30 protein-coding genes are annotated in these 25,478 nt (G+C 66.1%); 7 read left to right on the top strand and 23 right to left on the bottom strand.

What is annotated here, in order from left to right; genetic code table 11:
• Positions 1-18: 18 nt before the first annotated feature.
• The 5 genes from QT382_RS01330 to QT382_RS01310 are packed head-to-tail and all read right to left on the bottom strand — an operon-like array spanning position 19 to position 5,047.
• Entirely contained in the window at positions 19-1,785 is a 1,767-nt protein-coding gene (locus QT382_RS01330; RefSeq protein ID WP_289252247.1) for a DUF885 domain-containing protein, read from the bottom strand.
• 53 nt (positions 1,786-1,838) lie between these two features.
• Positions 1,839-2,468, bottom strand: a complete 630-nt coding sequence (locus QT382_RS01325) for a helix-turn-helix transcriptional regulator (RefSeq protein WP_289252246.1) — start codon at positions 2,466-2,468, stop codon at positions 1,839-1,841.
• Entirely contained in the window at positions 2,465-3,709 is a 1,245-nt protein-coding gene (locus tag QT382_RS01320) for an MFS transporter (RefSeq protein ID WP_289252245.1), read from the bottom strand. The genes QT382_RS01325 and QT382_RS01320 overlap by 4 nt, the downstream gene beginning before the upstream one ends.
• Positions 3,706-4,620: a questin oxidase family protein gene (locus QT382_RS01315; protein ID WP_289252244.1), complete on the bottom strand. Its 915-nt coding sequence runs from the start codon at positions 4,618-4,620 to the stop codon at positions 3,706-3,708. Before QT382_RS01315 ends, QT382_RS01320 begins: the two co-directional genes overlap by 4 nt.
• The gene (locus QT382_RS01310) at positions 4,607-5,047 is read right to left on the bottom strand and encodes a VOC family protein (protein WP_289252243.1); all 441 of its coding nucleotides are present in this window, start codon (positions 5,045-5,047) and stop codon (positions 4,607-4,609) included. Before QT382_RS01310 ends, QT382_RS01315 begins: the two co-directional genes overlap by 14 nt.
• A 108-nt stretch (positions 5,048-5,155) precedes the next feature.
• Here QT382_RS01310 and QT382_RS01305 point away from each other — a divergent pair, with 108 nt between their 5' ends.
• Together QT382_RS01305 and QT382_RS01300 are read left to right on the top strand one after the other, a co-directional pair.
• On the top strand, positions 5,156-5,872 hold the full coding sequence (locus QT382_RS01305) for a creatininase family protein (RefSeq protein ID WP_289252242.1): 717 nt from the start codon (positions 5,156-5,158) through the stop codon (positions 5,870-5,872).
• Positions 5,873-5,876: 4 nt separating this feature from the next.
• On the top strand, positions 5,877-6,353 hold the full coding sequence (locus QT382_RS01300) for a protein-tyrosine phosphatase family protein (RefSeq protein WP_289252241.1): 477 nt from the start codon (positions 5,877-5,879) through the stop codon (positions 6,351-6,353).
• Between the two features lie 52 nt (positions 6,354-6,405).
• Here the strand turns inward: QT382_RS01300 and QT382_RS01295 are convergent, their stop codons facing one another.
• The 6 genes from QT382_RS01295 to rpsP form a co-directional block, all read right to left on the bottom strand.
• Entirely contained in the window at positions 6,406-7,395 is a 990-nt protein-coding gene (locus tag QT382_RS01295; protein ID WP_289252240.1) for a CobD/CbiB family protein, read from the bottom strand.
• A gap of 28 nt (positions 7,396-7,423) precedes the next feature.
• The gene (locus tag QT382_RS01290; protein WP_289252239.1) at positions 7,424-8,119 is read right to left on the bottom strand and encodes a CoA pyrophosphatase; all 696 of its coding nucleotides are present in this window, start codon (positions 8,117-8,119) and stop codon (positions 7,424-7,426) included.
• A 137-nt stretch (positions 8,120-8,256) separates the two neighbouring features.
• The gene (gene rplS / locus QT382_RS01285) at positions 8,257-8,610 is read right to left on the bottom strand and encodes a 50S ribosomal protein L19 (protein ID WP_289252238.1); all 354 of its coding nucleotides are present in this window, start codon (positions 8,608-8,610) and stop codon (positions 8,257-8,259) included.
• A gap of 148 nt (positions 8,611-8,758) precedes the next feature.
• Complete coding sequence (trmD, locus tag QT382_RS01280; RefSeq protein ID WP_289252237.1) at positions 8,759-9,556, bottom strand: tRNA (guanosine(37)-N1)-methyltransferase TrmD; 798 nt, start codon at positions 9,554-9,556, stop codon at positions 8,759-8,761.
• A 24-nt stretch (positions 9,557-9,580) separates the two neighbouring features.
• A complete protein-coding gene (gene rimM / locus QT382_RS01275) occupies positions 9,581-10,186 on the bottom strand; it encodes a ribosome maturation factor RimM (protein WP_289252236.1) in 606 nt (201 codons plus the stop codon).
• 12 nt (positions 10,187-10,198) lie between these two features.
• On the bottom strand, positions 10,199-10,453 hold the full coding sequence (gene rpsP / locus QT382_RS01270; protein WP_289252235.1) for a 30S ribosomal protein S16: 255 nt from the start codon (positions 10,451-10,453) through the stop codon (positions 10,199-10,201).
• A 188-nt stretch (positions 10,454-10,641) separates the two neighbouring features.
• Between rpsP and QT382_RS01265 the strand changes: the two genes are divergently transcribed.
• Both QT382_RS01265 and QT382_RS01260 read left to right on the top strand, forming a co-directional pair.
• Positions 10,642-11,211 (top strand): GNAT family N-acetyltransferase, encoded by a 570-nt coding sequence (locus QT382_RS01265; RefSeq protein WP_289252234.1) that lies wholly within the window; start codon positions 10,642-10,644, stop codon positions 11,209-11,211.
• Complete coding sequence (locus tag QT382_RS01260; protein ID WP_289252233.1) at positions 11,208-11,651, top strand: hypothetical protein; 444 nt, start codon at positions 11,208-11,210, stop codon at positions 11,649-11,651. The genes QT382_RS01265 and QT382_RS01260 overlap by 4 nt, the downstream gene beginning before the upstream one ends.
• A gap of 64 nt (positions 11,652-11,715) precedes the next feature.
• Here QT382_RS01260 and QT382_RS01255 read toward each other — a convergent pair whose 3' ends face one another.
• From QT382_RS01255 to murJ, 9 genes are all read right to left on the bottom strand, one after another.
• Positions 11,716-12,729 (bottom strand): inorganic phosphate transporter, encoded by a 1,014-nt coding sequence (locus QT382_RS01255; protein WP_289252232.1) that lies wholly within the window; start codon positions 12,727-12,729, stop codon positions 11,716-11,718.
• Positions 12,730-12,741: 12 nt separating this feature from the next.
• On the bottom strand, positions 12,742-13,389 hold the full coding sequence (locus QT382_RS01250) for a DUF47 domain-containing protein (protein WP_289252231.1): 648 nt from the start codon (positions 13,387-13,389) through the stop codon (positions 12,742-12,744).
• 78 nt (positions 13,390-13,467) lie between these two features.
• Positions 13,468-13,980, bottom strand: coding sequence for a 2-amino-4-hydroxy-6-hydroxymethyldihydropteridine diphosphokinase (gene folK / locus QT382_RS01245; protein WP_289252230.1), 513 nt, complete (start codon positions 13,978-13,980; stop codon positions 13,468-13,470).
• A 2-nt stretch (positions 13,981-13,982) separates the two neighbouring features.
• Entirely contained in the window at positions 13,983-15,548 is a 1,566-nt protein-coding gene (gene pcnB, locus QT382_RS01240) for a polynucleotide adenylyltransferase PcnB (RefSeq protein WP_289252229.1), read from the bottom strand.
• On the bottom strand, positions 15,545-16,213 hold the full coding sequence (locus tag QT382_RS01235) for a histidinol-phosphatase (RefSeq protein WP_289252228.1): 669 nt from the start codon (positions 16,211-16,213) through the stop codon (positions 15,545-15,547). Before QT382_RS01235 ends, pcnB begins: the two co-directional genes overlap by 4 nt.
• The gene (gene hda / locus QT382_RS01230) at positions 16,210-16,899 is read right to left on the bottom strand and encodes a DnaA regulatory inactivator Hda (protein ID WP_289254666.1); all 690 of its coding nucleotides are present in this window, start codon (positions 16,897-16,899) and stop codon (positions 16,210-16,212) included. The genes QT382_RS01235 and hda overlap by 4 nt, the downstream gene beginning before the upstream one ends.
• 19 nt (positions 16,900-16,918) lie before the next feature.
• A complete protein-coding gene (locus QT382_RS01225; RefSeq protein WP_289252227.1) occupies positions 16,919-17,980 on the bottom strand; it encodes an AI-2E family transporter in 1,062 nt (353 codons plus the stop codon).
• Positions 17,981-18,035: 55 nt separating this feature from the next.
• The gene (locus QT382_RS01220) at positions 18,036-18,905 is read right to left on the bottom strand and encodes a SirB1 family protein (protein WP_289252226.1); all 870 of its coding nucleotides are present in this window, start codon (positions 18,903-18,905) and stop codon (positions 18,036-18,038) included.
• Positions 18,906-18,924: 19 nt separating this feature from the next.
• A complete protein-coding gene (murJ, locus tag QT382_RS01215; protein ID WP_289252225.1) occupies positions 18,925-20,487 on the bottom strand; it encodes a murein biosynthesis integral membrane protein MurJ in 1,563 nt (520 codons plus the stop codon).
• Between the two features lie 132 nt (positions 20,488-20,619).
• Between murJ and rpsT the strand changes: the two genes are divergently transcribed.
• Positions 20,620-20,916, top strand: a complete 297-nt coding sequence (rpsT, locus tag QT382_RS01210; protein ID WP_289252224.1) for a 30S ribosomal protein S20 — start codon at positions 20,620-20,622, stop codon at positions 20,914-20,916.
• An 81-nt stretch (positions 20,917-20,997) separates the two neighbouring features.
• Here the strand turns inward: rpsT and QT382_RS01205 are convergent, their stop codons facing one another.
• The gene (locus QT382_RS01205; protein ID WP_289252223.1) at positions 20,998-21,759 is read right to left on the bottom strand and encodes an alpha/beta fold hydrolase; all 762 of its coding nucleotides are present in this window, start codon (positions 21,757-21,759) and stop codon (positions 20,998-21,000) included.
• Positions 21,760-21,843: 84 nt separating this feature from the next.
• A complete protein-coding gene (locus QT382_RS01200; protein WP_289252222.1) occupies positions 21,844-22,179 on the bottom strand; it encodes a DUF3579 domain-containing protein in 336 nt (111 codons plus the stop codon).
• 225 nt (positions 22,180-22,404) lie between these two features.
• On the opposite strand from QT382_RS01200, the gene QT382_RS01195 reads away from it, so the two are divergent.
• Both QT382_RS01195 and argF read left to right on the top strand, forming a co-directional pair.
• A complete protein-coding gene (locus QT382_RS01195) occupies positions 22,405-23,610 on the top strand; it encodes an aspartate aminotransferase family protein (protein ID WP_289252221.1) in 1,206 nt (401 codons plus the stop codon).
• Entirely contained in the window at positions 23,607-24,569 is a 963-nt protein-coding gene (gene argF, locus QT382_RS01190) for an ornithine carbamoyltransferase (RefSeq protein WP_289252220.1), read from the top strand. The genes QT382_RS01195 and argF overlap by 4 nt, the downstream gene beginning before the upstream one ends.
• Here argF and QT382_RS01185 read toward each other — a convergent pair whose 3' ends face one another.
• Complete coding sequence (locus QT382_RS01185) at positions 24,570-25,259, bottom strand: substrate-binding periplasmic protein (protein ID WP_289252219.1); 690 nt, start codon at positions 25,257-25,259, stop codon at positions 24,570-24,572.
• Positions 25,260-25,478 lie beyond the last annotated feature (219 nt).

Genomic DNA, 25,478 nt, shown 5'->3' with positions numbered 1-25,478 from the left:
GATTCGATACGACTCGGCCTAGCGTCGTGCGATCTGCGAGCGGATCCAGTCCTGCATCCTGCGCTCCAGCAGGTCCAGCGGCAAGGCCCCCGCGCCGAGCAAGTGGTCATGGAAGGCCCGCAGGTCGAAGCGCGAGCCCAGCGCCTTCTCGGCCTGGGCCCGCAGCTCCAGCACCTTGAGCTGGCCGATCTTGTAGCCCAGGGCCTGGCCCGGCCAGGAGATGTAGCGGTCGACCTCGTTGATGATGTCGGCCTCGGCCTTGGGCGCCTTGCTCATGAAGTAGTCAATCGCCTGCTGGCGGCTCCAGCGCTTGAGGTGCAGGCCGGTGTCGACCACCAGGCGCACCGCGCGCCACATGTCGTAGCTCAGCTGGCCGAAGCGCGAGTATGGGTCCTTGTAGAGGCCCAGCTCATAGCCCAGCCGCTCGGAGTACAGCGCCCAGCCCTCGACGAAGGATGTGTAGCCGGCACGGCGGCGGAACGGCGGCAGCTCGCCCAGCTCGTTGGCCAGGGCGACCTGCAGGTGGTGGCCGGGCACGGACTCATGAACGGTCAACACCTCGATCTCCCACTTGGGCCGCACCTCGGGACGGTAGAGGTTGACGTAGTAGTAGCCGGCACGGCGGCCGTCCAGCGAGGGCGGGCTGTAGTAGGCCGTGTAGGTATGGGGCGCCGTGATGTCGGGGATGGCTCGCACGCCGAAAGGCGTGCGGTAGAGCTTGCCGAACAGCTTGGGCAGCTCGGGCTCGATCTTCTTGGCCGCCAGCACATAGGCCTCGTAGAGCTTCTGCGGCTCGCTGAAGAAATGCTGGGGATCGGTGCGCAGCCAGTTGAAGAACTCGGCACGCGTGCCCTTGTAGCCGATCTCGGCTGTCAAGCTATCCATCTCGGCCTCGATGCGCGCCACTTCCTTGAGGCCGATCTCGTGAATCTGTTCCGGCGCCAGGCTGGTGGTCGTGTAGTGCCGGGCACGGTTGGCGTAGAGCTTGCCACCCTCGGGTAGATCCCAGGCGCCGACGGTCTCCCGGCAGGCCGGCAGGTATTGCTGGCTGAAGAAGCTCGCGAAACTGCGGTAGGCCGGCAGCAGCTCCTTCTCGATCAGGGTCAGGGCCTCGGCACGCAGGGCTGCGCCCTGCTCTGCTGAGACGGACGCTGGCAGGGTCTTGAAGCGCTTGTAAAAGCTGCTGTCCTCGGGCTTGGCGAGCTGGGCCAGCAGCGAGTTCAGCTGCTCCTGCACCCGCGTCATCAGCACCCGCGGCGGCACGCGGCGTTCGGCCATGCCTTGCTGCAACAGCGCCTGGGTCTGGGCGATGTAGCGCGGCAGGGCGCGCAGCCGCGACAGCCAGTTGCGGTAGTCCTCCAGCGTCTCGAAGGGCATGTTCTCGGCCCATTCCGCCGCGGTCTGCACGCCGCCGCGCGGGCCTATGGCTTCGAGGTAGAGCTTGAACGGCGCCGCGTCCAGTTCCTCCTGCAGCTCGCGCTCGAACAGCTCATGGTTCAGCTGCTCGGCCGGCGGCAGCTTGGCCTTGGGAATGGCGCGCAAGGCGGCCAGCCGCTCGCGCACCAGCTTCAGGTCTTCCTCGATATGGGCCAGGCTCAGCTCGGGCAACTGGCCGTTGAGGCGGCGCTCGCCGTAGTAGGTGGCCGACAGCGGATCGCGTGCCAGGTCTTGCTCCCAGCTGCGCTGGAACAGCGCGTGCATCTGTTCGGTCGGCGTGGCGGCCTGGGCGCTGGACATCAGGGCAGCCAGGCTCAGCAGGCAGGGGGCGATCAATCGTCTTTTCATTGAGGCGGGCCTAGGACGGTGGCGCGGCGATGATAGGCCGCCCGAGCCTGCCATCAAGCCGGGGCAATCCGGTAGGCGCAACGCCGCGCATCGGCCAGCAGATGCTCGGTGCGTTCCACGCTCACCTGGGGCCCCAGCAGCTCGCGGAACAGCTGCAGCTCGGAGCGGCAAAAGCCCTGGCATTGGCTGGCGGCGGCGCAGATCGGGCAATGGTCCTCGATCAGCAGCCAGGCCCGGCCCTCGGCCTTCTCGATCCGCGCCAGATAGCCCTCCTCGGCGCGCAGCTCAGCCAGGCGCTGCACCTTGGCCTGCAGGCTGCGGGCGCTGCGCAGGCGTTCGCCATAAGCCACCGCCATGTCGCGCTCGCGCGCCGCAATCAATTGGTCCAGCGCCTGCTCGCCGAGCACGGCGGCGGCCTGGCGGATCAGCTGCACGGCCAGCTCGCCATGGCGATCCGGGAACCTGCCATGGCCCGATTCGGTCAACCGCCAGATGCGCCGCGGCCGGCCCGGCCCCTGGATCTCGTCGTCCGCTTCGACCAGGCCCTGCTCCTGCAGCGACTGCAGCTGCTTGTGCGCTCCCATGGGCGTGATGGCGCAGGCCGCGGCCAGCGTGGCGGCGCTCTGCGGACCGCGGCTCTTGAGCTGGTAAAGCAGGCGCTCGGCCGTCTGACCGCCCCTCATGGCCGCTGCTCCTCGCGGCGGGCCATGCGCAGCAGCAGGAGCGCGGCCGTGATGCAGGTCAGGCCACCCAGGGCCATGATCCAGCGCGTGGAGAGCAGCGAGATCAGGCCGCCGGACAGGGCCACCATCACATTGGCCAGGAAGAAGACCGTGGACAGCAGGCCCATCACCCGCCCCTGGCCGTGGACGGCGAATCGCTCCGACATCCAGGCCGGCAGCACCGCGTTGTAGAAGGCCAGCGGCACGCCCAGGCCGACGATGGCCACCACGCCGCCCCAGCCCGGCAACAGGGCCAGGGCCGTGAGCCCGAAGGAAGCCAGCAAGGCCATCACCGCAGCGCGCCGCAGGGGCCTGTGGCTGCGGGGCAGCTTGCCGGCCAGCAGGCTGGCCGAAGTCATCGCAAAGCACTGGGCCGCCGTGACCCAGGCAATGCCGGAGCTGTCCAGGCCCAGGTTCTCCAGCATCCACAGCGGCGCGAACTCGTAGAGCGAGTTGATACCGAAGCTGTAGCTCAGCTGCATTGCGAACAGCGCGGCCAACACCTTGTCCTGCTTCAACAAGCCCAGCGCCTGCTTCTCGCGCATGGCTTGCAGCAGGTTCAGCGGGCCGTCGCGATGCGGCGATGGCGGTACGGCCAGACCGAGTATCAGCAGGCAGGGAAGCATGGCCAGCCCCGCCAGCACGAAGGGCACGCCATCACCCAGCGGCAAGGTCAGCCCACCGACCAAGGGCCCTATCAGCCAGCCCATGTAGAGGCAGGCATTGAGCGCGGCGAAGGCCTGGGTGCGGTCTATGTGCTCGTGCAGGTCGGCGATCAACGCGCGGGCCACGGCGATATTGCCCTCGGTCAGCCCGGTGCCGAAGCGCGCCAGCACGAACAGCAAATACCAGCGCTGGTCCAGCGCGACGGCGGTCAGCAGGTAGCCGACCAGGTTGCAGCTCAGGGTCACGCTCAGCACGGCGCGCCGGCCGTAGCGGTCGGACAGCGGGCCCACGAACAGGCTACCGACCAGGATGCCCAGCGGATTGGCCGCCAGGGCCAGGCCCATCAGCAACTTGGGATCCAGGCCGGCGAAATGGGTGAAGCCATCGACCGGCCCACCGACAAAGATGGGCGCCAGGATGGGATAAGGCATGGCCACGCCCATGGTGCTCATCAGCGCCAGGGCACAGACCGCGAGCAGCACCAGACGCGGGTGCTTCACCGGCGCCGACGAGTTCAGCACGGCAGCCTCGCTCATTGCGCTGCTCCTTCGGCCTGCAGGCACAGGGCATAGCCCGGCCAGCCGCGATGGCGCCATTCCTCGCGCGAGGCATCGGCCAGCTTGATGCGGTGGTCGTTCAGGCTGCCGTACAGGGCCGGCAACTGCCGTTCCCAATCGGCTTCGCTGGCCTCGCCGGCATGGACCAGGGCCCAGGCCAGGGCCGGGCGGCCCATCGACACATAGCCGGCCAGCCAGGCTCGCCACAGGTGGCGCAAGACCTGGCCCTCATCCGCCTCGGGGCAGTGCACCATCAGCACGCGGACTGCATGCAGGCCCGTGACCAGGTGCAGGGCCGTGAAGTCCCGCGTCGCCAGGTAGAGCGCCAGCGAGGCTTCGGCCAGCGTGTCCAGGCTGAGCTTCGGCAGCGCGAGGTAGCGGCTGAATGCCGGCAACGCGGCGGCGGCTTGCATGTCGGTGGTGATGAGGCTGGGCTGCGGAGGAAGCTGAAAGCTCAGGCCGGCGTCGGCGCGCACCTGGTCCAGCGTGCTGCGCAGGTCCTGCGTGCCTTTTTCAGACGCCAGCTTCGGGCCTAGCGCCAGACGCTCACGCGTCCAGTAGGCCAGCGCCGCCACCTGTTCGCCGGCATGGCCAGCCTCCAGCGCATAGGCCAGCCGGATCGCTCCGTGGAAGGAGGCCGTCTCGGGCGACAACAGCAAATCCTGCAACGGCAGGCTTTGAATCGGTGCCTCGTTGGCCGGCGGCAGCAGCCTGGTCCAGTGCTGCAGATGCAGGTCCAGCGCTTGCTCGGGCGCATCGAGCCGGGCCAAGGCAGTCAGCACCATGGGCAGATGGCTGCTGAGCCTCAGTCCACTCGACTCGCGGCTGCCGCCAAAACGCAAGGACTGGTCCAGGGCCTGCTTCAAGGCCGCTTGCTCATTCAGCCGCATGGGCGCCCTCCCCCGGTTGGCTCCAGGCCGGCCCTTTGAGCTCGACCACATTGCCGTCCGGGTCGCTGACGTAGAGCGAAGGGCCCTCGCCTTCGGCCCCATAGCGCGAGCCGGCCTCGCCGATGACCACGCCGGCCTCGCTCAGTTGCTGCCGCAGGGCCTGTTCGTCGTACTCGGCAATTCGCAGCGCGAAGTGGTCGACATTGCGGCCTTCAGCGCCAGGTCCGGCACCGCCGACGCGGCCCAGCTTGCCATCCAGCGGCAGAAGGTCGATCAGCGAGTTGCCGGCGCGCACCTGGATCAGGCCAATGGCTTCCTGCCTCTTCTCCAGCGTGCAGCCCAGCAAATCGATGTAGAAATGCAGGGCCGCATCCAGATCGCGCACCCGCAGCACGATATGGTCCAGGCCCAGCGGTCGGATCTTCATGGGGCTGTCTCCTTGTCAGTGCCCGCATGATGCGCCGGATTCGGCAATTTAGAAACTTAACGTTTATAAACCACGAGCCCACCAGGCTCTTGAGAACGGGAACTTGCGATGCGCGTGAGCGACTGCAACTGGATGAGGATCGAGCAGTACCTGAAGGACGGCGGCGACCTGGCCGTGCTGCCGCTGGGCTCGGTCGAGCAGCATGCCTATCTGTCGCTGGCCGTTGATGCACTGCTCGCGGAGGCCATCGCCGTCGAGGCGGCCGAGCCACTGGGCGTGCCGGTGTTTCCGGCCCAGGCCTACGGCCACACACCGACCTACATGGCCTATCCCGGCACCATGAGCCTGAGCTTCCAGACCTTGTTGGCCGTGCTGCGGGACCTGGTGGGTTCGCTGCATCATCATGGCTTTCGCCGCGTGCTGATCGTCAACGGCCATGGCGGCAACGGCCCGGCCGCCGGCTTCAGCGCCGAGCTGCAATCGCAGCTGCCCGGACTGCAGCTGAAGTGGCACCACTGGTGGGCCGCGCCTCGCACCATGGCCTTCGTGCGCGAGCAGGACCCGCAGGCCTCGCATGCCTCCTGGATGGAGAACCTGCCGGGCCTGACGCGGCTCGCCGGGGTCACGCTACCGGAGCAACCCAAGCCCTTGGTCGACTACGGCCGCATGGCCCTGATGGATCCTGTGGCCAAACGGGCCTACCTGGGCGACGGCTGCTACGGCGGCCACTACCAAATGCCCGACGAGGTGACCCAGCAGATGTGGGCCATCGCCGTCGAGGAGACCCGGGCCGCGATCCAGGCGCCCTGGCTGATCGGACAATAGCGCCATGGCTTTTCGATCCGTCCAACTGCCCTCTTCCACCCGCGGCGGCCTGTGGCTGCAATCCATGCCCGGCCGCCTTGAGGCCTGGGGCGATTTTCTCGACGAGGCCAGGCTGCGCCAGTTGAACCTGGTCTGCTGCCTCAATCCGCTGGAGGAAGTGGCCCAGCTCTCGCCGGCCTATCACAAGGCCATCGCCGAGGGCCGCCTGCCCTTCCGCTGGCAGCATCTGCCCATGCGTGATTTCGGCCTGGGCTCGGACCCGGCGGAGTTCCGTCATGGCGTGGAGCAGCTGGCCCACAGCCTGGTGCTGGGCGAGCAGGTGCTGCTGCATTGCGCCGCCGGCATTGGCCGCACCGGCACGGTGGCGGCCTGCGCGCTCAAGCATCTGGGCGAATCGACCGAAGCCGCGCTGGCCGCGGTCCGAGCTGCCGGCTCGAATCCGCAGTCGGCGGTCCAGTCGGGCTGGATAGAACGCTTCTGACTCAGCCGGACTGGCCTGGCGGGACCCTTGCGTCCTGCGGGCCTGTGCCCGGTCAACCGACCAGATTGGCCAAGGTCAGCAAGGCCAGCAACAGCATCCACAGCACCACCGAACGCCAGACCAGGCCCACCACGCTTTGCAGATGGCCCAGTTGCAGCGGCGTGCCCGGCGTTGAGCCGGCCGCGCCCGTGGCGTCGCTGTCGCCGCCGGATTCGAAGGTCTTGCTGCGATCCGGCGTCACGCCGGGTGCCGCGCGGCCACCCAGCTGTATGCCCAGGGCACCCGCCGCCGAAGCGAGGATGATGCCCTCGTTGGCATGCATCCAGAGACTGGCATCGCGGCGCCAGCCGTTCACCGCTTCCTCGAAATTGCCGACGATGGCGAAACCAGTGGCCGTGAGCCGGGCCGGCACGTGATCAACCCAGCCGAACAGCTGGCGCGAGAGCTGCATCAGCCGCTCATTGGTCGGTGCATCGGTGGTGCGGCTCTTGAAGGCCCAGTAGCGGCTGGCGAACTCGGCCATGCGATAGAGCACGGCACCGGCCGGGCCCAGGCCCACGGTGGACAGCACGACGAACCAGAAGAACACGCCGAACACATGGCGGTGCGCGGCCAGCAGCGAATGCTCGACCACATGGCGCAGCAGCTCGGTACGCGGCAGCTCGCTGGCATCCAGGTGCCGCCAGGCCGAGAGCAGGCGTCGCGCCTCCAGCTCGTCGCCTCGCTCCAGCGCGTCACGGATGTCGGTGAAGTAGTGGCTGAACTGGCGGAAGCCCAGCGTCAGGTAGAGCGTCAGCACGGTGAACGCGAGGGCCAGCACCTCGCTGAACTGACGGATCGCGATGTGGATGATCGCGGCCAGCAGCGCCGGGCCGACGGCCGTGATGGTCCAGACCACGGTGGCATGGTGTTCACGACCCGCGTCGAAATTGCGGCCGGTCCAGCGCACCCAGGCGATCACGCCGTCGTGGACCTTGTTTCCGTGGGGCAGAGGCTTCAGCTGCTCGACCAGCAGCGCAAACAGGACCGCAAAAAAGTTCATGGCCGCCGATGATAGCGGCGCCCCGCGCTCAGGCTGAGAGGAAGCGGTAGAAATTGCGCAGCATCGCGGCCGTCGCACCCCAGATGAAGTACTCGCGTGGCAGGCCCTGTTCGTCGAGGCTGGTCCAGGGCATGGACAGGAAGCTGCGCTCGCCGCCGGCGTATTCGAAGCGATGACGACGATGGTTGGCCGGATTCATCAGGAACGCCAAGGGCACCTCGAAGGCCTCGGCCACTTCAAACGCATCGAGCTGCAATTCGATGTCGGGTTGGACCAGGGCGACGACCGGCGTCACGTGAAAGCCTGTCACGGTCACATAGACCGGCAGTTCGCCGATCACCTCGATATTGCGGCCTGCCAGGCCGATTTCTTCCTCGGTCTCGCGCAGCGCCGTAGCAATCGCATTGCCGTCCTCGGGCTCGACACGGCCACCGGGGAAGCTGATCTGGCCGGCATGGTCACGCAGATGGTCGGTCCGGCGTGTCAGCAGCAGATGCAGGCCCTGCTCATGCATCACCAAAGGCACCAGCACAGCGGCAGCGGCCGGCGGTCGGTTGGCAAACAAGCCGCCATCGCCAGGGATTTCGACCTGCCAGGACGGCGGGGAGGCAAAGCGCTCGCGCAGCGATGCCGGAGTCAGCGACCCATCGGCCACCGCGGGCAGATGGCCATCAACCGCTGTCACCGGAACGGCTTGGGGATTGAGGATGGCGGGACGAGTCATTGAGCCCAAAGGATAGGCTGGAAACGACAAAGCCGCCCGGAGGCGGCTTTGTTGAAGCGTGGCATGGCGAGTGCGTCGCCAGCTTTTGCCTGCGTTAACGGCGCCAAGGGTGCCATTAACTCCGGCGAAAGATGGCCTTAGGCCAACTTTTCCTTGATGCGAGCCGACTTGCCCGAGCGGTCGCGCAGGTAGTACAGCTTGGCACGGCGGACATCGCCACGGCGCTTGACTTCGATCGAAGCGATCAGCGGGCTGTACAGCTGGAACGTGCGCTCAACGCCTTCGCCGCTCGAGATCTTGCGGACGATGAAGCTGCTGTTCAGGCCGCGGTTGCGCTTGGCGATCACGACGCCTTCGTAGGCCTGGACGCGCTTGCGGCTGCCTTCGACGACGTTGACGCTGACGATCACGGTGTCGCCAGGGGCGAAGGCCGGGATGGTCTTGTTCAGGCGAGCAATTTCTTCTTGCTCAAGGGTTTGGATCAGGTCCATGGTTTCTCCAGGGATCTTGTCGGCGTCCTGGCCCTGACCGTCGACGCGACGGCAGTTTGCCTGTGGTGTACGCCGAAAGCCCGGCGTCTCTCAACCCGACAGAGGATCGAAAAGCCCGCCATTATAGCCACAAAGCTCAGGCCGGCGTTCAGGCCCCGCCAGATCGGGTCTGCAGCGCCTGCAGAAAGGCCTCGTCCTTGCGGCTCAGGCGCCCTGCCGCCCTGGCCGCCACGATCAGATCGGGCCGCAGAGCCTGCGTGCGCTCCAGGGAGCGCTCCCGGCGCCAGCGGGCAATCTCGGCATGGTGGCCGGACAGCAGTACCGGAGGAACCTGCAAGTCCTCAGCCTGGTCCGGCAGACCGCTCAGCAGTTCCGGCCGGCTGTAGTGAGGGCAGTCGAGGAGCCCATCCGAGAAGCTGTCTTGCTGGTGCGAAGCCGCATCATTCAGAACACCGGGCTGCAAACGGGCGATGCCGTCCAAGAGGGCCAGCGCAGGCAATTCGCCACCAGACAGAACGAAATCGCCCAGACTCAGCTCCAGCGTTACGTGTCGATCGAGGAACCGCTGGTCTATGCCTTCATAACGGCCGCAGATCAGGATGCCTCCTGCCCCTGCCGCTAATTCCTGCATCAGGGCCTGGTCCATGCGTCGGCCGGTCGGACTGAAATGAATGACAGCTGGGGCAGCACCTGCATCGACTTGCGCTTCGGCCCGCGCAGCCTTGGCAGCAGCGAGGGCGCGCTCCAGCGGCTCGACCAACATCACCATGCCGGGCCCGCCGCCGAAGGGGCGGTCGTCGACACGGCGGTAGTTGTCCTCGGCGAAGTCCCGCAGTTGCCAGAGCTGCACATCGACTTGACGACTCTCGAAGGCGCGACGAGTCACACCGCTGGCCAGATGCGGTCCGAACAACTCGGGAAACAGGGTGATCAGATCGAAGCGCATGGCGCTCGCGAAGCCGGGTGCGGCTTAGAAATCCAGGCCCCAGTCGACGCTGATGCGTCGCTCGGCCAAGTCCACGTCATCAACAAAGGCCGACACGAAGGGGATGAGCTTTTCCTGGTCGGGCTTGAGCGGCGCCTGCAGGCCTGGCGGTGCGATTCGCAGCACGGAATGCGGGCCTGTATCGAGCAGACCTATGACCTCGCCCAAGGCCTCGCCTTGGCGGTTGACGACATTGAGACCGATCAGGTCGACCCAATAGAACTCGTCGGGATCAGCTTTGGGAAAGGCAGCACGCGAGATGAAGATGCGTGCGCCGCGCAGCGCCTCGGCGGCGTTGCGATCCGAGACGCCTTCGACGTTGGCAACAATGCCATCGCCGTGGTCACGGACAGAAAGAATCTTGAGCAGCGGCGGCACAGGCTGGGCCTTGGCCGTCGGCAGCGTCGTCTCGGCGGGCTTCAGGAACCAGCGCCGCGACGAGAAGAGCGCCTGGGCATCGTTTGAATAGGCCTGGACCTTGATCCAGCCCTTGATGCCCCAGGCGTCTAGCAGGCGTCCGACTTCGATTGCGTCAGCCGGCCAACCACCTTCGAGAGGGGTCGGCTCAGGCTTGCGTTCGGCGTCGGACACCTGGGAGGCCAATTAGGCGGTAGCCTTCTTGGTGGCGACGTCGACCAGGCGGGCGACGGCGGGCGACAGCTGGGCGCCGACACCGGTCCAGTAGCTGACGCGGTCCAGAGCGACGCGCAGCGACTCGGCAGCACCGGAGGCGACGGGGTTGTAGAAACCCACGCGCTCGATGAAGCGGCCGTCACGGCGGTTCTGGCTGTTGGCCACGACGATGTTGTAGAAGGGGCGCTTCTTGGAGCCGCCACGTGCCATACGAATCACAACCATGATTGTTCCTAAATATTCAGAGCAACCACCGCACCAGGAGACACTCAGGGCAAGCAGTTCGGTTTGATGCAGGCCCGACAATCTGATCCGGACCTTGCACCGTAGGTGGCGCTGTAGATACGCCAGCCACCACGGCTGACCAGCACCAGAACCCGGCATTATAGACTCGGCCGGTCAAAATCCTGCCAATGAGTACAGAAATCTCTTCTACGCCCACCGCAACCGGCCTGCTGATACGCCCCAGCACCGAGGCCGACCTGTCCGCCATCCAGGCGATCTACCAGCATGCCGTGCTTCATGGCACGGGCACTTTCGAGACCGAAGCGCCCGACGTCGCCGAAATGGCTCGCCGTCGCGGCGAAGTCCTGGGGCGCGGCCTGCCCTACCTGGTGGCAGAGAGCCAGGGCCGAATCCTGGGCTACGCCTACGCCAACTACTTCCGCCCTCGCCTGGCCTACCGCTTCTGCCTGGAAGATTCGATCTACCTGCATCCGGACAGCCAAGGCCTGGGCATAGGCAAGCTGATGCTGGCCGAGCTGATCGCCCGTTGCGAGGCGCTGGGCGCCCGGCAGATGCTGGCCGTGATCGGCGACTCGCAGAACCGCGGATCGATTGGGGTCCATCGCGCCCTGGGATTCGAGGACACCGGCATCCTCAAGAGCTCGGGCTGGAAGTTCGGCCGCTGGCTCGACGTGGTGCTGATGCAGCGCCAGCTGGGTCAAGGCGATGGCAACTCTCCCGAGGCGCCGAAACCATGAGCTTGTACAAATCGAAGACGGCCGCCACCTGGCTGGCCCTGGGCCTGGGCGCCTTCGGCCTGCATCGACTCTACGTCCATGGCCTCAAGGACAAACTGGCCTGGCTGCACCCATGGCCCACCCTGGTCGGCGTGTACGGCATCCAGCGCATGGATCAGCTCGGCCAGGACGACCGGCTCGCCTGGGTGCTGATGCCCATCCTGGGGCTGATGCTGAGCTACGCCATGCTCAACGGCATCATCTATGGCCTGACGCCGGACGAACGCTGGGATGCGCAGCACAACCCGGGCCAGGCCGGCCGCCAGACCGGCTGGGGTGCCGTCATTGGCGTGATCGCCTGCCTGATGATAGGCGGCGCGGTCTTGATGACCACGATTGCGTTCAGCGCCCAGCGCTACTTTGAAAGCCAGGTCGAGGCAGCCCAGAGCATCAGTCAATAGGCCGCCAGCAGGAATAGAAAAGGCCCGCTTGAAGCGGGCCTCTTTCATTGGAGCCTGGCGGGCTTCAGAACATCGTGAAGCTGAGCCAGTAGCAGACGCCGGCCATGAAGGCCGACGCCGGGATCGTGAAGATCCAGGCCCAGACGATGTTGCCGGCCACGCCCCAGCGGACGGCCGACACGCGCTGCACCGAACCCACACCGACGATGGCGCCGGTGATCGTGTGCGTGGTCGAGACCGGGATGCCCATGGCCGAGGCCAGGAACAGGGTCATCGCGCCACCGGTCTCGGCGCAGAAACCGCCGACCGGCTTGAGCTTGGTGATCTTCTGTCCCATGGTCTTGACGATGCGCCAGCCGCCGAACATGGTGCCCGCGCCGATGGCAGCGAAGCAGGCCCAGATCACCCAGGCGGGCGGTGCCTTGGCATCGGCCGACACATGGCCGGTGGCGATCAGCAGCATCCAGATGATGCCTATGGTCTTCTGCGCGTCATTGCTGCCGTGGCCGGCGCTGTAGAGGCCGGCCGAAACCAGCTGCAAGCGACGGAACCAGCCGTCCACCTTCAAGGGCGGCGTGCGGCGGAAGATCCAGGCCACCGCCACCATCAGCAGCGAGCCCAGGATGAAGCCGAGCAGCGGCGACACCACGATGAAGGCGACCGTGCGCATGATGCCAGAGGCGATCAGGGCGCTGGCACCGGACTTGGCGATCACGGCGCCCACGATGCCGCCCATCAGCGCATGGGAGGAGCTCGAAGGGATGCCGTACCACCAGGTGATCACGTTCCAGGTCAATGCGCCGACCAGGGCGCCGAACACCACGTGATGGTCAACCACGCCAGCCTGGACGAAGCCCTTGCCGACCGTGGCAGCCACCCCGTAGTTGCTCATCCCGAAGATGACCACGAAGTTGAAGAAGGCGGCAAACAGCACCGCCTGCTGCGGCTTCAGCACGCCGGTGGAAACCACCGTGGCGATCGAGTTCGCCGCGTCGTGAAAGCCGTTCATGAAGTCGAACATCACTGCCAGCACGACCAGCAGCGTGACGACCCACAGGGCAACCTGTACCGATTCCATCTGCGGACTCGATCAGGAGTTCTCGAGGACGATGCCCTCGATCAGGTTGGCCACGTCTTCGCAGCGGTCCGAGATCGATTCCAGCTGTTCGTAGATCGCCTTCAGCTTGATCAGCTCGCGCACGTCGTCCTGCTCGCGGAACAGCTTGGACATGGCGGCACGCATCACGCGATCCGCATCGCTTTCCAGCTTGTCGATTTCCTCGCAGGTCTTGATGGCGGCCTCGGCCGTCTTGGGCTCGCTGAGCTTGGACAGCAGGGTCACGGCATGCTGGACGCGCTCGCAGCACTTGGCCGACAGGTCGCCCAGCCGCAGCACTTCCTCGGGGATGGAGCGCACGTCGTACAGCGACATGGTCTCGCTGGAGTCCTGCAGCAGGTCCAGGATGTCATCCATCGCATTGATCAGACCATGGATCTGCTCGCGGTCGATGGGCGTGATGAACGTGCGGTGCAGCAGGCGGTTCACCTCGGCGGTGATGCGGTCGGCCTGGTGCTCCGCGGAATCCACCTCGGCCGCGTACTTCTCACGCAGCGTGGCGTCGCCGTAATTCTGGATCATCAGCATAAAGGCGCGCGCGCCTTCGACGATCTGGGTTCCATGCTGATTGAACAGCTCGAAAAAATTGCCCTCGCGGGGCAGCAGCTTGCCAAAGAACATGGAGACTCCTGTGTGCGGTTCCGGGCCCGGTGGCCCGCCATCACTTCTATTGCAACGACTTGGGGGATTTGATTGTCATCACCGCGTCATGCGCGGCACGGGCGAGAGTGTAATCGGGAGGCGTTCAATAGCCTGCCCGTCCGTCGCCGCCAGATGGGACCGAAGATTCCCCAATTCCGGGATCTGCAAGTCGGGCGACAGCTCCAGCAGGGGCTGAAGCACAAAGGCGCGCAGGTGGAGCCGTGGGTGCGGCAGGCTCAGCCTGGCCGTTTCGACACGGGCCTGGCCCTGCAACAGCAGGTCCAGATCCAGGGTGCGGGGCGCATGGCGATAGGGCCGTTCGCGCCCCTGCTCCAGCTCGATGGCCAACAAGGCATCAAGCAGGGTTTCGGGTGTCAGCCGGGTTTCGAGCAGGGCCACGGCATTGAGGAAGTCCGGGCCACCGGCATCGACAGGCGCACTGCGGTAGGCGCCCGAGACGGCTAGCAGCCTTGTGTCAGGCAAGGCCGCGAGTGCCGCCAGCGCCTGTTCCAGCGCCAGCCGGGTATCGCCCAGATTGGCGCCCAGGCCAATGTAGGCGAGCTCGCTCATCGTCAGTCTTGGCTGGGGGTGCCGCCCGCGCCTTCAGCACGGCGCGCACCGGAGGGGCGACGACGGCGGCGGCGCTTCTTGGCCGGCGCACTGCCGCCCTCCTCGCCGCCCAGCTCGTCATCAGTCGGCTTTGCGGCGGCCGGCGACTGCTGGGAATCCTTGCGCGGCTGGGGCTTGGCGACCCGGCGCTGCTTGCTGTCCTTCTCGCGGGCATCGGCCAGCAGCGCCTCGCGCTCCTCATCGCTGCCGAGGGCGAAATCCTCCCACCAGTCGGCCAGGGCCGGATCGACCTCGCCAACATCGGCCCGCAGCCGCAGGAAGTCGAAGCCGGCGCGGTAGCGAGGCTGCTCGACCAGGCTGAACACCCCGCTGCCGCTGCGGCGCTCGAAGCGCGGCTGCATCATCCAGATCTCGCGCATATCCGCCGCCAGCTTGCCGCGGCCCGAGATGTCGCCGATGCGCGCATCGAATGCGGCATCAATCGCCTGCTGCAGGGCCGGGATGGCCGGCTCGCCAGCCTCACGGGCCTTGGTCCAGCGGTCCAGCACCTCGTGCCAAAGCATGCAGGCCAGCATGAAGCTGGGCGAAACGCCACGGCCCTCGGCCACCCGGCGGTCCGTGTCCTCGAAAGCCTGGCGGACGAAGTTGCCGCGGGTGCCGGCCGGCAGATTGCCATCGGCATCCAGCATCGCATCCAGTATGGGGAAGACGCCGCGGGCCAGGCCCAGCTTGCGCAACTGCTCCAGGCTCGCCAGCGAATGGCCGGTCTGCAGCAGCTTGATCATCTCGTCGAACAGGCGCGAGGCCGGCACATTGGCCAGCAAGGGCACGCTGGCCTTGACCGGCGCCTTGGTCTTGGCCTCCAGCTCGAAGCCCAGCTTGGCGGCAAAGCGCACGGCACGGATCAGGCGCACCGGGTCCTCGCGATAGCGCGTTGCCGGGTCGCCAATCATGCGCAACACGTGCTTGCGGGCATCGGCCAGGCCGCCGTGATAATCCACCACCACCTGGCGCTGGGGTTCGTAGTACATGGCGTTGACCGTGAAGTCACGGCGAGCAGCATCCTCGATCTGCGGGCCCCAGACGTTGTCGCGCAGCACCCGGCCTTCGGCGTCCACCACATGGGCCTTGCCGGCCAGTTCGGCCTTGGAGGTCTTCTCGTTGCCGGTGACCTGCTCGGCGCCTTCGGCCGTGGGCAGAGCCCGGAAAGTCGAGACCTCGATCACCTCATGCTCGCGACCGCGGCCATAGACCACATGGACGATGCGGAAGCGCCGGCCGATGATGAAGGCGCGCCGGAACAGGCTCTTGACCTGCTCGGGCGTGGCATCGGTGGCCACGTCGAAATCCTTGGGCCGCTGGCCCAGCAGCAGGTCGCGCACCGCGCCGCCGACGATGTAGGCCTCATGCCCCGCCTCGGTCAGCGTCTGCACCACGCGCACGGCGCGCTCGTCCAGCAACTGGGGGTCGATGCCATGCTCGGCGGCCTGGATCTCGACCCGCTTGCCCAGCTTGGGGGTCCCGTTGGCGGGCTTGCCCAGCAGCTTGTCGATGAATTTCTTGATCATGCGAAGAGTTTCAGAATGGGCCAACCGCGCTCGCGGGCAACCGCCTCCAGCGCCGGCGTCGGGTTGGTCGCCACCGGGTGGCTGACTTGTTCCAGCAGCGGCAGGTCATTGGTCGAATCGCTATAGAAGCTGATCCGCTCGAAGTCCTGCCAGGACTTGCCCTGCTCTGCCAGCCAATCACGCACCCGGCTGATCTTGCCGGCCTGGAACGAAGGCACACCGTCGATGTGGCCGGTATAGCGGCCGGCCGCATCGCGCTGCAGCCGCACCGCGATCAGGTGTTCGACACCGAAGGCCGCCGCGATGGGCGCCGTGACGAACTCGTTGGTCGCGGTGACTACGGCCACCAGGTCCCCTGCGTCTTGATGCTGGCGCACCAGGGCGCGCGCATTGTCGCGCATCAGCGGCGCCATCACCTCGGCCATGAAGCGGACCCGGGCGGCCTCGGCCTCGGCCGGCTCCCGCGAACGCCAGACCGAGGTGGCGAATTCGATATAGGCATCGACATCCAGCTCGCCCCGCTGGTACTGGGCGTAGAACTCGTCATTGCGGGCCGCCCAGGCGGCGCCGTCGGCCCAGCCTATGCGGACCATGAACTCGCCGAAGGCATGGTCGGAATCCTGCGGGATCAGGGTGCCGTCGAGGTCGAACAGGGTCAGGTTCATGGGGCGGGTGTGGAATCTTGAGGGCTCTCGTCGGCCAGCATCTGGCGCAGCAGGGGCACGGTCACGGCCCGCTTGTGGGCCAGGGCGAACTCGTCCAGCCGATCTAGCAACTTCATCAGGTGCTTGAGATCGCGGGCGAAGCGGGTCAGCAGGTAGTCCATCACCTCGTCGCCCAGGAAGATGCCACGGCGGTCAGCCTCCCGGCGCAGGGCGGAACGGGTTTCGGCCTCCGACAGCGGCTGCAGCGCAAAGGTCGGACCCCAGCCGAGCCGGGTCCGCAGGTCCTCGCGCAGTTCCAGGTCCACCGGTGGCGCCGAACCGGCAGCGACCACGGCCAGGCCCTGGGTGGCCGCCTCGACGAACAAGGTGAAGGCCGCATGCTGCTGGCCGGCATCGAAGCGGTCGCAGTCGTCGAGCAGCAGCAGCGAAGGTTGAGCCGGCAGGTCCCATGGCAGGATGGTGTCGGCGTCGTACCAGCCGACCTGGGCGCCCGCGGTCTGCCAGGCCTGGGCCAGGGCACGCAGGCAATGGGTCTTGCCGCTGCCCGGCGGGCCCCAGAGGAAGACCGGCGGCGCCCCCACAGCCAGCTGGCGCAGCTGAGCCAGCAGGCCGGAGTTGGCACCGGGCACGAAGTTATCGAAGGTGAACTCGGGATCAGGCGCGATGGCCAGCGGAATCTGCTTCAACAAGACAAGAACTCACTCATCAGCCCTGGTACAGCGGACTGTCCAGATAGGCATTGCGGGTGCGGCGCCAGGCCACGACCCCCAGGGCACTCAGCGGCAACGCTATCAGCACGCCGACGAAGCCGAACAAATGGCCAAAGGCCAGCAGCGCAAAGATCACCATCAGCGGCGACAGGCCTATGCGCTCGCCGACCAGTCGCGGTGTCAGGAAAAAGCCCTCGACCAGTTGCCCCAGGCCAAAGACCACGGCCACGGCCAGCACGCCGTACAGGCTGGCGAACTGCAGCACGCCGGCCAGCAGGGCCAGCAGCAGGCCCAGGCCGAAGCCCAGGTAGGGAATGAAGACGGCCAGGCCGGTGAACACGCCAATCGGCAGGGCCAGGTCGAACCCAGCCAGCGCCAGACCCACGCTGTAGAAGACCGCCAGTGCCGCCATCACCATCAGCTGGCCGCGCAGGTACTGGCCCAGCATCTGGTCGCATTCGGACAGAAAGCCGCCGACCGGCTCGCGAAAGCGCGGTGGCACCAGGCTCCAGGCCCGTTCGACCAGTTGGGGCCAGTCGTTCAGCACATAGAACACCACCACCGGCAGCAGCACCAGATTGCCCACCAGAGTCAGCAGCAGGCTGCCGCCGATGCGGGCCGAGCTCAGCGCCGTGCCCAGCCAGTCTTCCAGATTGGCGTCCAGATACTTCAGCACGAAGGCCTTGATGCTGGGCACGTCGAGCGAAACCTGGATGCCGAACTGCTTGAGCCAGGGCGCGAGATGGGTATTGGCTTGCTGGGCAAGCACGGGGATCTGCTCGCGCAGCAGCGGCAGCTCCTTGCTCAGGATGGGCACGATCAGCAGCGCAATAGCCAGCAGCACCAGCACCGCCCCTACCTCGACCAGTGCCACGGCCAACACGCGCGGCACGCGGCGGCGGGTCAGCCTTTCGACCAGCGGCTGCAGCGCGTAGGCCAGGACGGCCGCCGCGATGAACGGGGCGAGCACCGGCTTGAGCAGCCAGATCAGCGCCAGGCCGACCAGGGCCAGGCCTATCCAGGCCAGGGTCAGGCGTTGGCGATGGCTGAGTTTCATTCAGGGAGGGGCTGGCGCCCGAGAGGAAAGTCGGCGCCGATTCTATGTGCGGGGCTCAATGCAGAGCCGGGCCGTCGCGGCGCCGCAGGGCGTCGAGGCGCTGGCGTTGTTCGGCGCGGTCTGGCGCCTGCTCTGCCCGGTCCAGATAGAACTCGAGGTCGGCAGCCGCAGCACTCCAGTGACCCAGCGCTTCTAGCACCAGGGACCTGTCGCGGCGCTCGGTCAGCTCGTCCGGCAACAGCAGCACCAGACGCTGCTGCACCGGCAGCAAACGGTCCCAGTCGCTCTGGGCACGATGGATTTCCTTCAGATTCCGCAGCATCCTCGCCAGCACTTGACGGGGCGATGCCGGCTGCAGGAACAGCTCAAGGGGTAGCTCCACATCGCCGGCCAGGCCGGCGCTCTGGCGGTAGGGCTGCAGGGCCTCGTCCAGTTCGTTGCGCGACAGCGAACGGCCGCTGAACGGGTCCAGCATCACCTCGCCCTGCGACAGGTGCAGCTTGACCAGGAAATGCCCCGGAAACGCCACGCCTCGCGCCTGCAGCCCGACTTGACTGGCCAGTTCCAGATAGATCACGGCCAGCGTGATGGGAATACCGCGGCGCGTCGCCAGCACATGGTGGACGTAGCTGTTGCCGGCCTCGTAGTAGTTGTTCACGTTGCCGGCAAAGCCCAGCTCGGTGTGGAAATAACGATTCAGGGCACGCAGGCGGTGAGCACTGGGCGCATCGGCCGGCAGACGCTGCAAGAGCCGGCGGGCCAGGGTGTCGATCTCGGCCTGGACGGCCTGCACGTCGAGCTGGGGGAATTCGTCCTGGCCGATGGCGATGGCCGCCTCCAGCAGATTGATGCTCGCGTCATCGGCCACCAGGCTGGCGAAATACTCCAGAGCCGAGGGCGCATGCAGACGCAGCGACGAAGTCATGGCCCGAGTGTAGAGAGGATCAGCCGCGCCGCACAAATTGGCGCAGCTTCAGGCCGCTCAGCAGCAGCACCGCGAAATAGAGCAAGGCCGAAGCCGTCAGGCTGCCGGCCATTGCCAGGGCCCGCAGCACGCCGCTCTGTCCCAGGGCCAGCCAGTCGATGCGCGTGGCCAGCAGGTATTGCAAGCCACCCATGGCCGCACTGGCCATCAGCACGCGGAAGGAAAACAGCATCCAGCCGGGCAGCGGCTTGTAGCTGCCTCGACGGCGCAAGCCCCACAGCAGCAGACCGGCGTTGAGCATCGCGCCCATGCCTATGGACAAGGTCAGGCCCGCCGCGCCCAGCTTGGGCACGAAGACGGCATTGAGCAACTGGGTCAGGACCAGCACACCGACGGCGATCTTCACCGGCGTGCGCGTGTCCTGCTTGGCGTAGTAGCCCGGTGCCAGCACCTTGATGGCCACCAGCCCCATCAACCCCGCCCCGTAGCCCATGACCGCGCGCGCCGTGTTTTCCACGTCCAGCGCCTTGAACTTCTTGTAGTGGTAAAGCACAGCCACCATGGGTTCAGGGAACACGAGCAGGGCCACGGCGCAGGGCAGGCCGAACAGCAACACAAGGCGCAGGCCCCAGTCAAGCAGGTCGGAATAGCCTTGCCCTTCCCCCTTGGCCTGGGCCGCCGACAACTGAGGCGTCAGCACCACGCCCAGTGCCACGCCCAGCAAAGCGATGGGGAATTCCATCAAGCGATCAGCCAGGCTGACCCAGGTGGCCACGCCTTCGCCAATGAAGGTCGAAATCTGCGTGTTGATCATCAGCGACAGTTGGGCCACCGAGACGCCCAGCAAGGCAGGGGCCATCTGTGCCAGCACCTGCCGGACACCGCTCTGGCGCCAGGCTGCCGCCACGCTGGAAGGCCGCCAGCCAATGCGCGGCAGCACGCCGAGTCGCCGCAATGCCGGCCACTGGACGGCCAGCTGCAACATCCCCCCCAGCATGACGCCTATGGCGAGGGCATAAATGGGCTGGTAGCCCCACGTCTGCAGCCTTGGCACCAACAGCCAGGCCGCACCGATCACGGAGATGTTTAGCAGCACCGGTGTTGCCGCCGGCACCATGAACCGCCGCCAGGTATTCAGGATGCCAGCCGACAGCGCTACCAAGGACATGCAGCCTATGTAGGGGAACATCCAGCGGGTCATCACGATAGAGGCTTCGCGGCCCGGCTCGGTCAGGCCGGCGCCCAGCATCCACACAAGCACTGGGGCACCGACGACGCCGAGAATGCAGGTCAGCAGCAACGCCCAGACCAGCACCGTAGCGACGGCATCGATCAGTTCCCGAGTCGCTTCATCGCCCTCCTTGGCTCGCGTTGCTGCCAGCACAGGTACGAAGGCTTGCGAGAAAGCACCCTCGGCGAACAGGCGTCGCAGCAGATTGGGAATCCGGAAAGCGACCTGGAAAGCATCGGTCAGTGCCGAGGCTCCGAAGAAGGCGGCGACCAGACTCTCGCGCAGCAGGCCGGTGATTCGCGATGCCAGGGTCAGGACGGAGACGGTCGAGGCGACGCGCAGCAGATTCATCGGGACGTGGGTCGACGCGGGTGAAAGGCGCCGCATTATCAGCGCAGTGCCAGGTCTGGCCCGGCGCTCTTACCATCGAATCATAAAAGTGCTATACTCGCCGTCTTTGCACCAACTGGGTAGATTCACAGCATGGCAACCTCTTCCAAAGCTAAGAAGAAAACCGTCCGTCTGGCATCGGGCCGCAAGCGCGCTCGCCAGGACGTCAAGCTGAACGCCGCCAACACGGCTCTGCGCTCCAAATTCCGCACGGTCATCAAGAACGTGCAAAAGGCCGTGGTCGCTGGCGACAAGCCCAAGGCCGCCGAACTGTTCAAGACCGCCCAAGCTGTCATCGACTCGGTCGCCGACAAGGGCATCTTCCACAAGAACAAGGCCGCTCGTCACAAGAGCCGCCTGTCCGCCAAGATCAAGGCGCTGGCCGCCTAATAACCAATCCAGCTCTGGTGCAATCAAAAAGCCCGCGCAAGCGGGCTTTTTGTATTTTGGGTCACCAAGTTCATGCAGGCCTCACCCATGCAGGATGCGCTGCGATATCCATTCCGACACCGCATTGGCGACCCAGGGGGCGTCGTCCAGCGGCAGTTCATGTCCGGCTGCCGTATGCATGCGAAGCGGCACTCCCCAAGTCCTGCTTAGTGTCTGGGAACAACGCCAATCGACCATGCCATCGCCCAGGCTGCAAAGCAGCAACATCGGTGCCTGGGGCTTGGCATGGCTGGCTTTGAAGGTGGCGGCAGCGAGCAACTGACGGCAGGTCGTGCCAAACCCAATCCTGGGGCGCCGATTCGGTGGCGGCGCGGACAAGCGAACCTCGGGCGTCGATGGCCCCAAGCCCAGCAACTGCAGGAACTCCAGCGGCTTCAAGCGCCGAAGCATTGGCGTGAACGGTCGCAATCTGGCATTGACCAAGACGGCCGCCCCAACCTCTTCCGGGTACCGAGCGACCCAGTCGCTGACGACCAGCACACCCAGCGACATTGCCAGCAAGTGCACCGGTGATATCACCCCCAGACGCTTCAGTTCGGCGCGGCAGGCGTCAACCAGGGCCGCGATACTGGAAGGGCTGGTCTGCCGACGCAAGGCACCATGTCCGGGCAGGTCCAGGACAAGCACGCGCGCACCTGGCTGCAAGCGCGCCATCTCTTTGACAAAGACGTTGGGGAAGTCGCCCCAACTGCCACCCGTGCGCGTCAATCCGCGGAGCAGGACCCAGGTCACGGACGGCATCCCTGCATCGATGGCTTGGTGTTGGTCGGCAAAGGGCAGCATTGCCGCAAGGTTAGCGCATACCCTCGCGCGAACAGGCTGCCAACCCACTCAGTTGTGGCTTCGGCCAAACCCTAGGTGACAGCCTCAGCTCGACTTGTCGCCAGTGCCTTCCGGCAGCAGGCAGGCCTCGGCAACCTGCAATTGGTTGTCCCGCGCAAAGTTCATGACGAAATCCCAGGCCATCGGTTCGATGGCCTTGAGTTCCTCATTGACGATCACGCACTTGATGCCATTGATCACGCGAGGCACGCAATAGGGCGAGTAGCCAATATAAGCGCCGATGCCGCCCTTTGCGCCGCCAGGGCGGAAACAAGACATCGCGCCTGCCAGCCGCTCGGCCCAGTCGCTGGGCCGGAAGGTACGCCCTTCCAGGGTGATTCCCTGGATGAACACTTCGCGCGGTTTGGGCGGCAGACTCATGGGCTCGGTGGCGGGAACTTGCACCTCGGAGCGTCAGGCTCGCGAGGCAAAGCCGCTATTGTGCCTTGTTGCGGCGCAGCAAGCGCACAACAAAGTCATGCCGCTCGATTGACATAGCGCACGACCAAGGGCGCCTCCAGGGGGCGACCCTTAGAATCGTCGGCCGACCTGGGTCCCCAGGTTCGCACGCCCCTACTGCCTTGTTTTCCTTGCACTGGAGAGTCGATGAACGCCCCCGTCCCGTCCGCCGAGCCGCATGTGATGCAGACCTACGGCCGCCTGCCCATTGCGCTGTCGCATGGCCAAGGCTGCTGGGTCTGGGACACGAACGGCCGACGATACCTGGACGGCCTGGGCGGCATCGCCGTCAACACCCTGGGCCACGGCCATCCGCGCCTGGTGCCGGCGCTTCAAGAACAGGTCGCCAAGCTGATCCACACCAGCAACTACTACCTGGTGCCGCTGCAAGAACAGCTCGCCGCCAAGCTGGTGCAGATCTCGGGCATGAGCAATGTCTTCTTCTGCAACTCCGGGCTGGAAGCCAACGAGGCCGCACTGAAGATCGCGCGCAAGTACGGCCATGACCGTGGCAATGCGAACCCCGAGGTCATCGTCTTCGAGAAGGCCTTCCACGGCCGCTCCATCGCCACCCTGTCGGCCACCGCAAATCCCAAGATCCACGCCGGCTTTGGCCCGCTGGTGCAAGGCTTCGTGCGCGTGCCGCTGAACGACATCGCCGCCGTCGAGAAGGCCCTGGTCGAGCATCCCAACGTGACGGCCATCTTCCTGGAAACCATTCAGGGCGAAGGCGGCGTCAACCCCGCCCGCATCGAATTCCTGCAGGGCCTGCGCCGTGTCTGCGACCAGCACGACATCCTGCTGATGCTGGACGAAGTGCAGTGCGGCATCGGTCGCACCGGCAAGTGGTTCGCCCACCAATGGGCGGGCATCGTTCCTGACGTGATGCCGCTGGCAAAGGGCCTGGGCTCGGGCGTGCCGGTGGGCGCGGTGGTCTGCGGGCCGCGTGCGGCCCATGTGATGCAGCCGGGCAACCATGGAACGACCTTCGGCGGCAACCCGCTGGCCATGCGCGCGGGCGTCGAGACCTTGAAGATCATGGAAGAAGACAAGCTGCTGGAGAGCGCCGCCAAGGTTGGCGGTGAGCTGATGGCGGCGCTGAAGGCCGGCCTCGCTGGCGTCGAAGGCGTGGTCGAAGTGCGCGGCCAGGGCCTGATGCTGGGCATCGAGCTCGACCGTCCGGCCGGTGCCCTGCTCGCCCAGGCGGCCGAAGCCGGCCTGATGATCAGCGTCACGGCCGACAAGGTCATTCGCCTGGTTCCTGCCCTGATCCTGACGAGCGACGAGGCCGCCCAGATCGCTGCCATCCTGGTTCCGCTGATCAAGGCCTTCCTGGCCCAGCCCAAGGCATGAAGCCGGGGGACAGCCTGATGCGCCACTACCTGCAGTTCAAGGACCTGCGGGCCGAGGAATACGGCCACCTGTTCGAGCGCGCCGCCATCATCAAGCGGCGCTTCAAGAACTACGAGAAGTACCAGCCGCTGCAGGATCGAACGCTGGCCATGATCTTCGAGAAGGCCAGCACCCGCACCCGCGTGAGCTTCGAGGCCGGCATGTACCAGATGGGCGGCTCGGTCGTGCACCTGACGACCGGCGACAGCCAGCTGGGCCGCGCCGAGCCCATCGAAGACAGCGCCCGCGTGATCAGCCGCATGGTCGACATTGTGATGATCCGCACCTATGAGCAGACCAAGCTCGAGCGCTTTGCGGCCCATTCGCGCGTGCCGGTCATCAATGGCCTGACCAACGAGTACCACCCCTGCCAGATCCTGGCCGACCTGTTCACCTTCATTGAAGCGCGCGGCATGGACCGCCGAGGCGCGATTGATATGGACTGCCTCAAGGGCCGGGTGGTCGCCTGGGTCGGCGACGGCAACAACATGGCCAACACCTGGCTGCAGGCGGCCGAGATCCTGGGCTTCACTATCCACGTCAGCACGCCCAGCGGCTACGAGGTCGACCCGGCCGTGGCCGGCATCAAGGATTCGTCCTGCTACAAGGTCTTCAAGGACCCGATGGATGCCTGCCGCAGCGCCGACCTGGTGACGACCGATGTCTGGACCAGCATGGGCTACGAGGCCGAGAACGAGGCCCGCCGCGCCGCGTTCGCCGACTGGTGCGTTGACGCCGAGATGATGGCCGTGGCCAAGCCCGACGCGCTATTCATGCACTGCCTGCCGGCCCATCGCGGCGAAGAGGTCTCGGCCGACGTGATCGACGGCCCCCAGTCCGTGGTCTGGGACGAGGCAGAGAATCGCATGCACGTGCAAAAGGCACTCATGGAGTACCTGCTGCTCGGCAGGATCGGCTGACTACCGCGGCCTGAAGCTCTCGGCCAGCACGCTGGCCGGGTAGTAGCGCTGGAAGGCCTTCCAGACCTCGCCATTGCGACCGGCCTTGTCGATCAAGTCCTTCAGCTGATTGCGATCGATTGCGCTGAGGGCCGACTTGGAAAGGTAGACGCCACTCTCGCCCCAGGGCAGTTCATCGACCGGTTCAATGCGTATCCGGCTGACCAGGGCCTTGAGTCGGGCGTCATTCTGCAGCGCACCGGTAAAGATGCTCGGCGCCATCACGGTCAGGTCGGCCATGCCAAGACTCAGCATGCGGGCCACTTCGGTGGCGTCGACCGCCTGACTGAGCCGTCCCTGGGTTCCGAGTTCCTTGGCCAGCCCCTGGTAGGCCTCGCCATAGTCAAAGCCACGCACCAGCACCACGCGCAGTTCGCGCCGCCTCAGCAACTCGTCCAGCGAGCGCAAGGCCGGGCGATCCTTGTCCATCGATATCAGCGTGGGCCGGCTGCGCACCATGGGCACGAAAAAGCCCAGTTCATCACGACGCGGCGTCCGTGAAGCCGGCATCAGCAGGTCGGCCTGGCCGGCTTCGAACATCAGCTCCAGCCGCGCCCGAGGCACGATGGAGAATTCGAAACGGCATCCTTCACCGAGGTTGCGGAGGATATCCGGATAGACACCTCCGACCGTCTCGCCTTCAATGGTCACGCTCAGGCCTATCGGTGCCGCCGGCACCTTGAAGGGACGCGTGCAGGGAGCCGGCTGTTGCGCAACTGCCCAGGCAGGCAGGAGCAGCAGACAACTCAGCAAGGCTCGACACACCAACTTCATGAGGACTCCCCCGGTCTGACGGCCATTGTGAACGAACTGCAGCGCCGCCCGTCCGCGCGGCCTGGCGTAGTTGTTCAGTGTGGCGTCAGAACCGCG

The organism is Pelomonas sp. SE-A7 (assembly GCF_030345705.1).
Taxonomy (GTDB): Bacteria; Pseudomonadota; Gammaproteobacteria; order Burkholderiales; family Burkholderiaceae_C; genus JAUASW01.
This window is presented reverse-complemented; position numbering and strand designations above follow the sequence as displayed.

Bases quoted from the DNA above. Each gene is read 5' to 3' on its own strand.
- QT382_RS01330 (WP_289252247.1), bottom strand. From the start codon at position 1,785: ATGAAAAGACGATTGATCGCCCCCTGCCTGCTGAGCCTGGCTGCCCTG.
- QT382_RS01325 (WP_289252246.1), bottom strand. From the start codon at position 2,468: ATGAGGGGCGGTCAGACGGCCGAGCGCCTGCTTTACCAGCTCAAGAGC.
- QT382_RS01320 (WP_289252245.1), bottom strand. From the start codon at position 3,709: ATGAGCGAGGCTGCCGTGCTGAACTCGTCGGCGCCGGTGAAGCACCCG.
- QT382_RS01315 (WP_289252244.1), bottom strand. From the start codon at position 4,620: ATGCGGCTGAATGAGCAAGCGGCCTTGAAGCAGGCCCTGGACCAGTCC.
- QT382_RS01310 (WP_289252243.1), bottom strand. From the start codon at position 5,047: ATGAAGATCCGACCGCTGGGCCTGGACCATATCGTGCTGCGGGTGCGC.
- QT382_RS01305 (WP_289252242.1), top strand. From the start codon at position 5,156: ATGCGCGTGAGCGACTGCAACTGGATGAGGATCGAGCAGTACCTGAAG.
- QT382_RS01300 (WP_289252241.1), top strand. From the start codon at position 5,877: ATGGCTTTTCGATCCGTCCAACTGCCCTCTTCCACCCGCGGCGGCCTG.
- QT382_RS01295 (WP_289252240.1), bottom strand. From the start codon at position 7,395: ATGAACTTTTTTGCGGTCCTGTTTGCGCTGCTGGTCGAGCAGCTGAAG.
- QT382_RS01290 (WP_289252239.1), bottom strand. From the start codon at position 8,119: ATGACTCGTCCCGCCATCCTCAATCCCCAAGCCGTTCCGGTGACAGCG.
- rplS (WP_289252238.1), bottom strand. From the start codon at position 8,610: ATGGACCTGATCCAAACCCTTGAGCAAGAAGAAATTGCTCGCCTGAAC.
- trmD (WP_289252237.1), bottom strand. From the start codon at position 9,556: ATGCGCTTCGATCTGATCACCCTGTTTCCCGAGTTGTTCGGACCGCAT.
- rpsP (WP_289252235.1), bottom strand. From the start codon at position 10,453: ATGGTTGTGATTCGTATGGCACGTGGCGGCTCCAAGAAGCGCCCCTTC.
- QT382_RS01265 (WP_289252234.1), top strand. From the start codon at position 10,642: ATGAGTACAGAAATCTCTTCTACGCCCACCGCAACCGGCCTGCTGATA.
- QT382_RS01260 (WP_289252233.1), top strand. From the start codon at position 11,208: ATGAGCTTGTACAAATCGAAGACGGCCGCCACCTGGCTGGCCCTGGGC.
- QT382_RS01255 (WP_289252232.1), bottom strand. From the start codon at position 12,729: ATGGAATCGGTACAGGTTGCCCTGTGGGTCGTCACGCTGCTGGTCGTG.
- QT382_RS01250 (WP_289252231.1), bottom strand. From the start codon at position 13,389: ATGTTCTTTGGCAAGCTGCTGCCCCGCGAGGGCAATTTTTTCGAGCTG.
- folK (WP_289252230.1), bottom strand. From the start codon at position 13,980: ATGAGCGAGCTCGCCTACATTGGCCTGGGCGCCAATCTGGGCGATACC.
- pcnB (WP_289252229.1), bottom strand. From the start codon at position 15,548: ATGATCAAGAAATTCATCGACAAGCTGCTGGGCAAGCCCGCCAACGGG.
- QT382_RS01235 (WP_289252228.1), bottom strand. From the start codon at position 16,213: ATGAACCTGACCCTGTTCGACCTCGACGGCACCCTGATCCCGCAGGAT.
- QT382_RS01225 (WP_289252227.1), bottom strand. From the start codon at position 17,980: ATGAAACTCAGCCATCGCCAACGCCTGACCCTGGCCTGGATAGGCCTG.
- QT382_RS01220 (WP_289252226.1), bottom strand. From the start codon at position 18,905: ATGACTTCGTCGCTGCGTCTGCATGCGCCCTCGGCTCTGGAGTATTTC.
- murJ (WP_289252225.1), bottom strand. From the start codon at position 20,487: ATGAATCTGCTGCGCGTCGCCTCGACCGTCTCCGTCCTGACCCTGGCA.
- rpsT (WP_289252224.1), top strand. From the start codon at position 20,620: ATGGCAACCTCTTCCAAAGCTAAGAAGAAAACCGTCCGTCTGGCATCG.
- QT382_RS01205 (WP_289252223.1), bottom strand. From the start codon at position 21,759: ATGCTGCCCTTTGCCGACCAACACCAAGCCATCGATGCAGGGATGCCG.
- QT382_RS01200 (WP_289252222.1), bottom strand. From the start codon at position 22,179: ATGAGTCTGCCGCCCAAACCGCGCGAAGTGTTCATCCAGGGAATCACC.
- QT382_RS01195 (WP_289252221.1), top strand. From the start codon at position 22,405: ATGAACGCCCCCGTCCCGTCCGCCGAGCCGCATGTGATGCAGACCTAC.
- argF (WP_289252220.1), top strand. From the start codon at position 23,607: ATGAAGCCGGGGGACAGCCTGATGCGCCACTACCTGCAGTTCAAGGAC.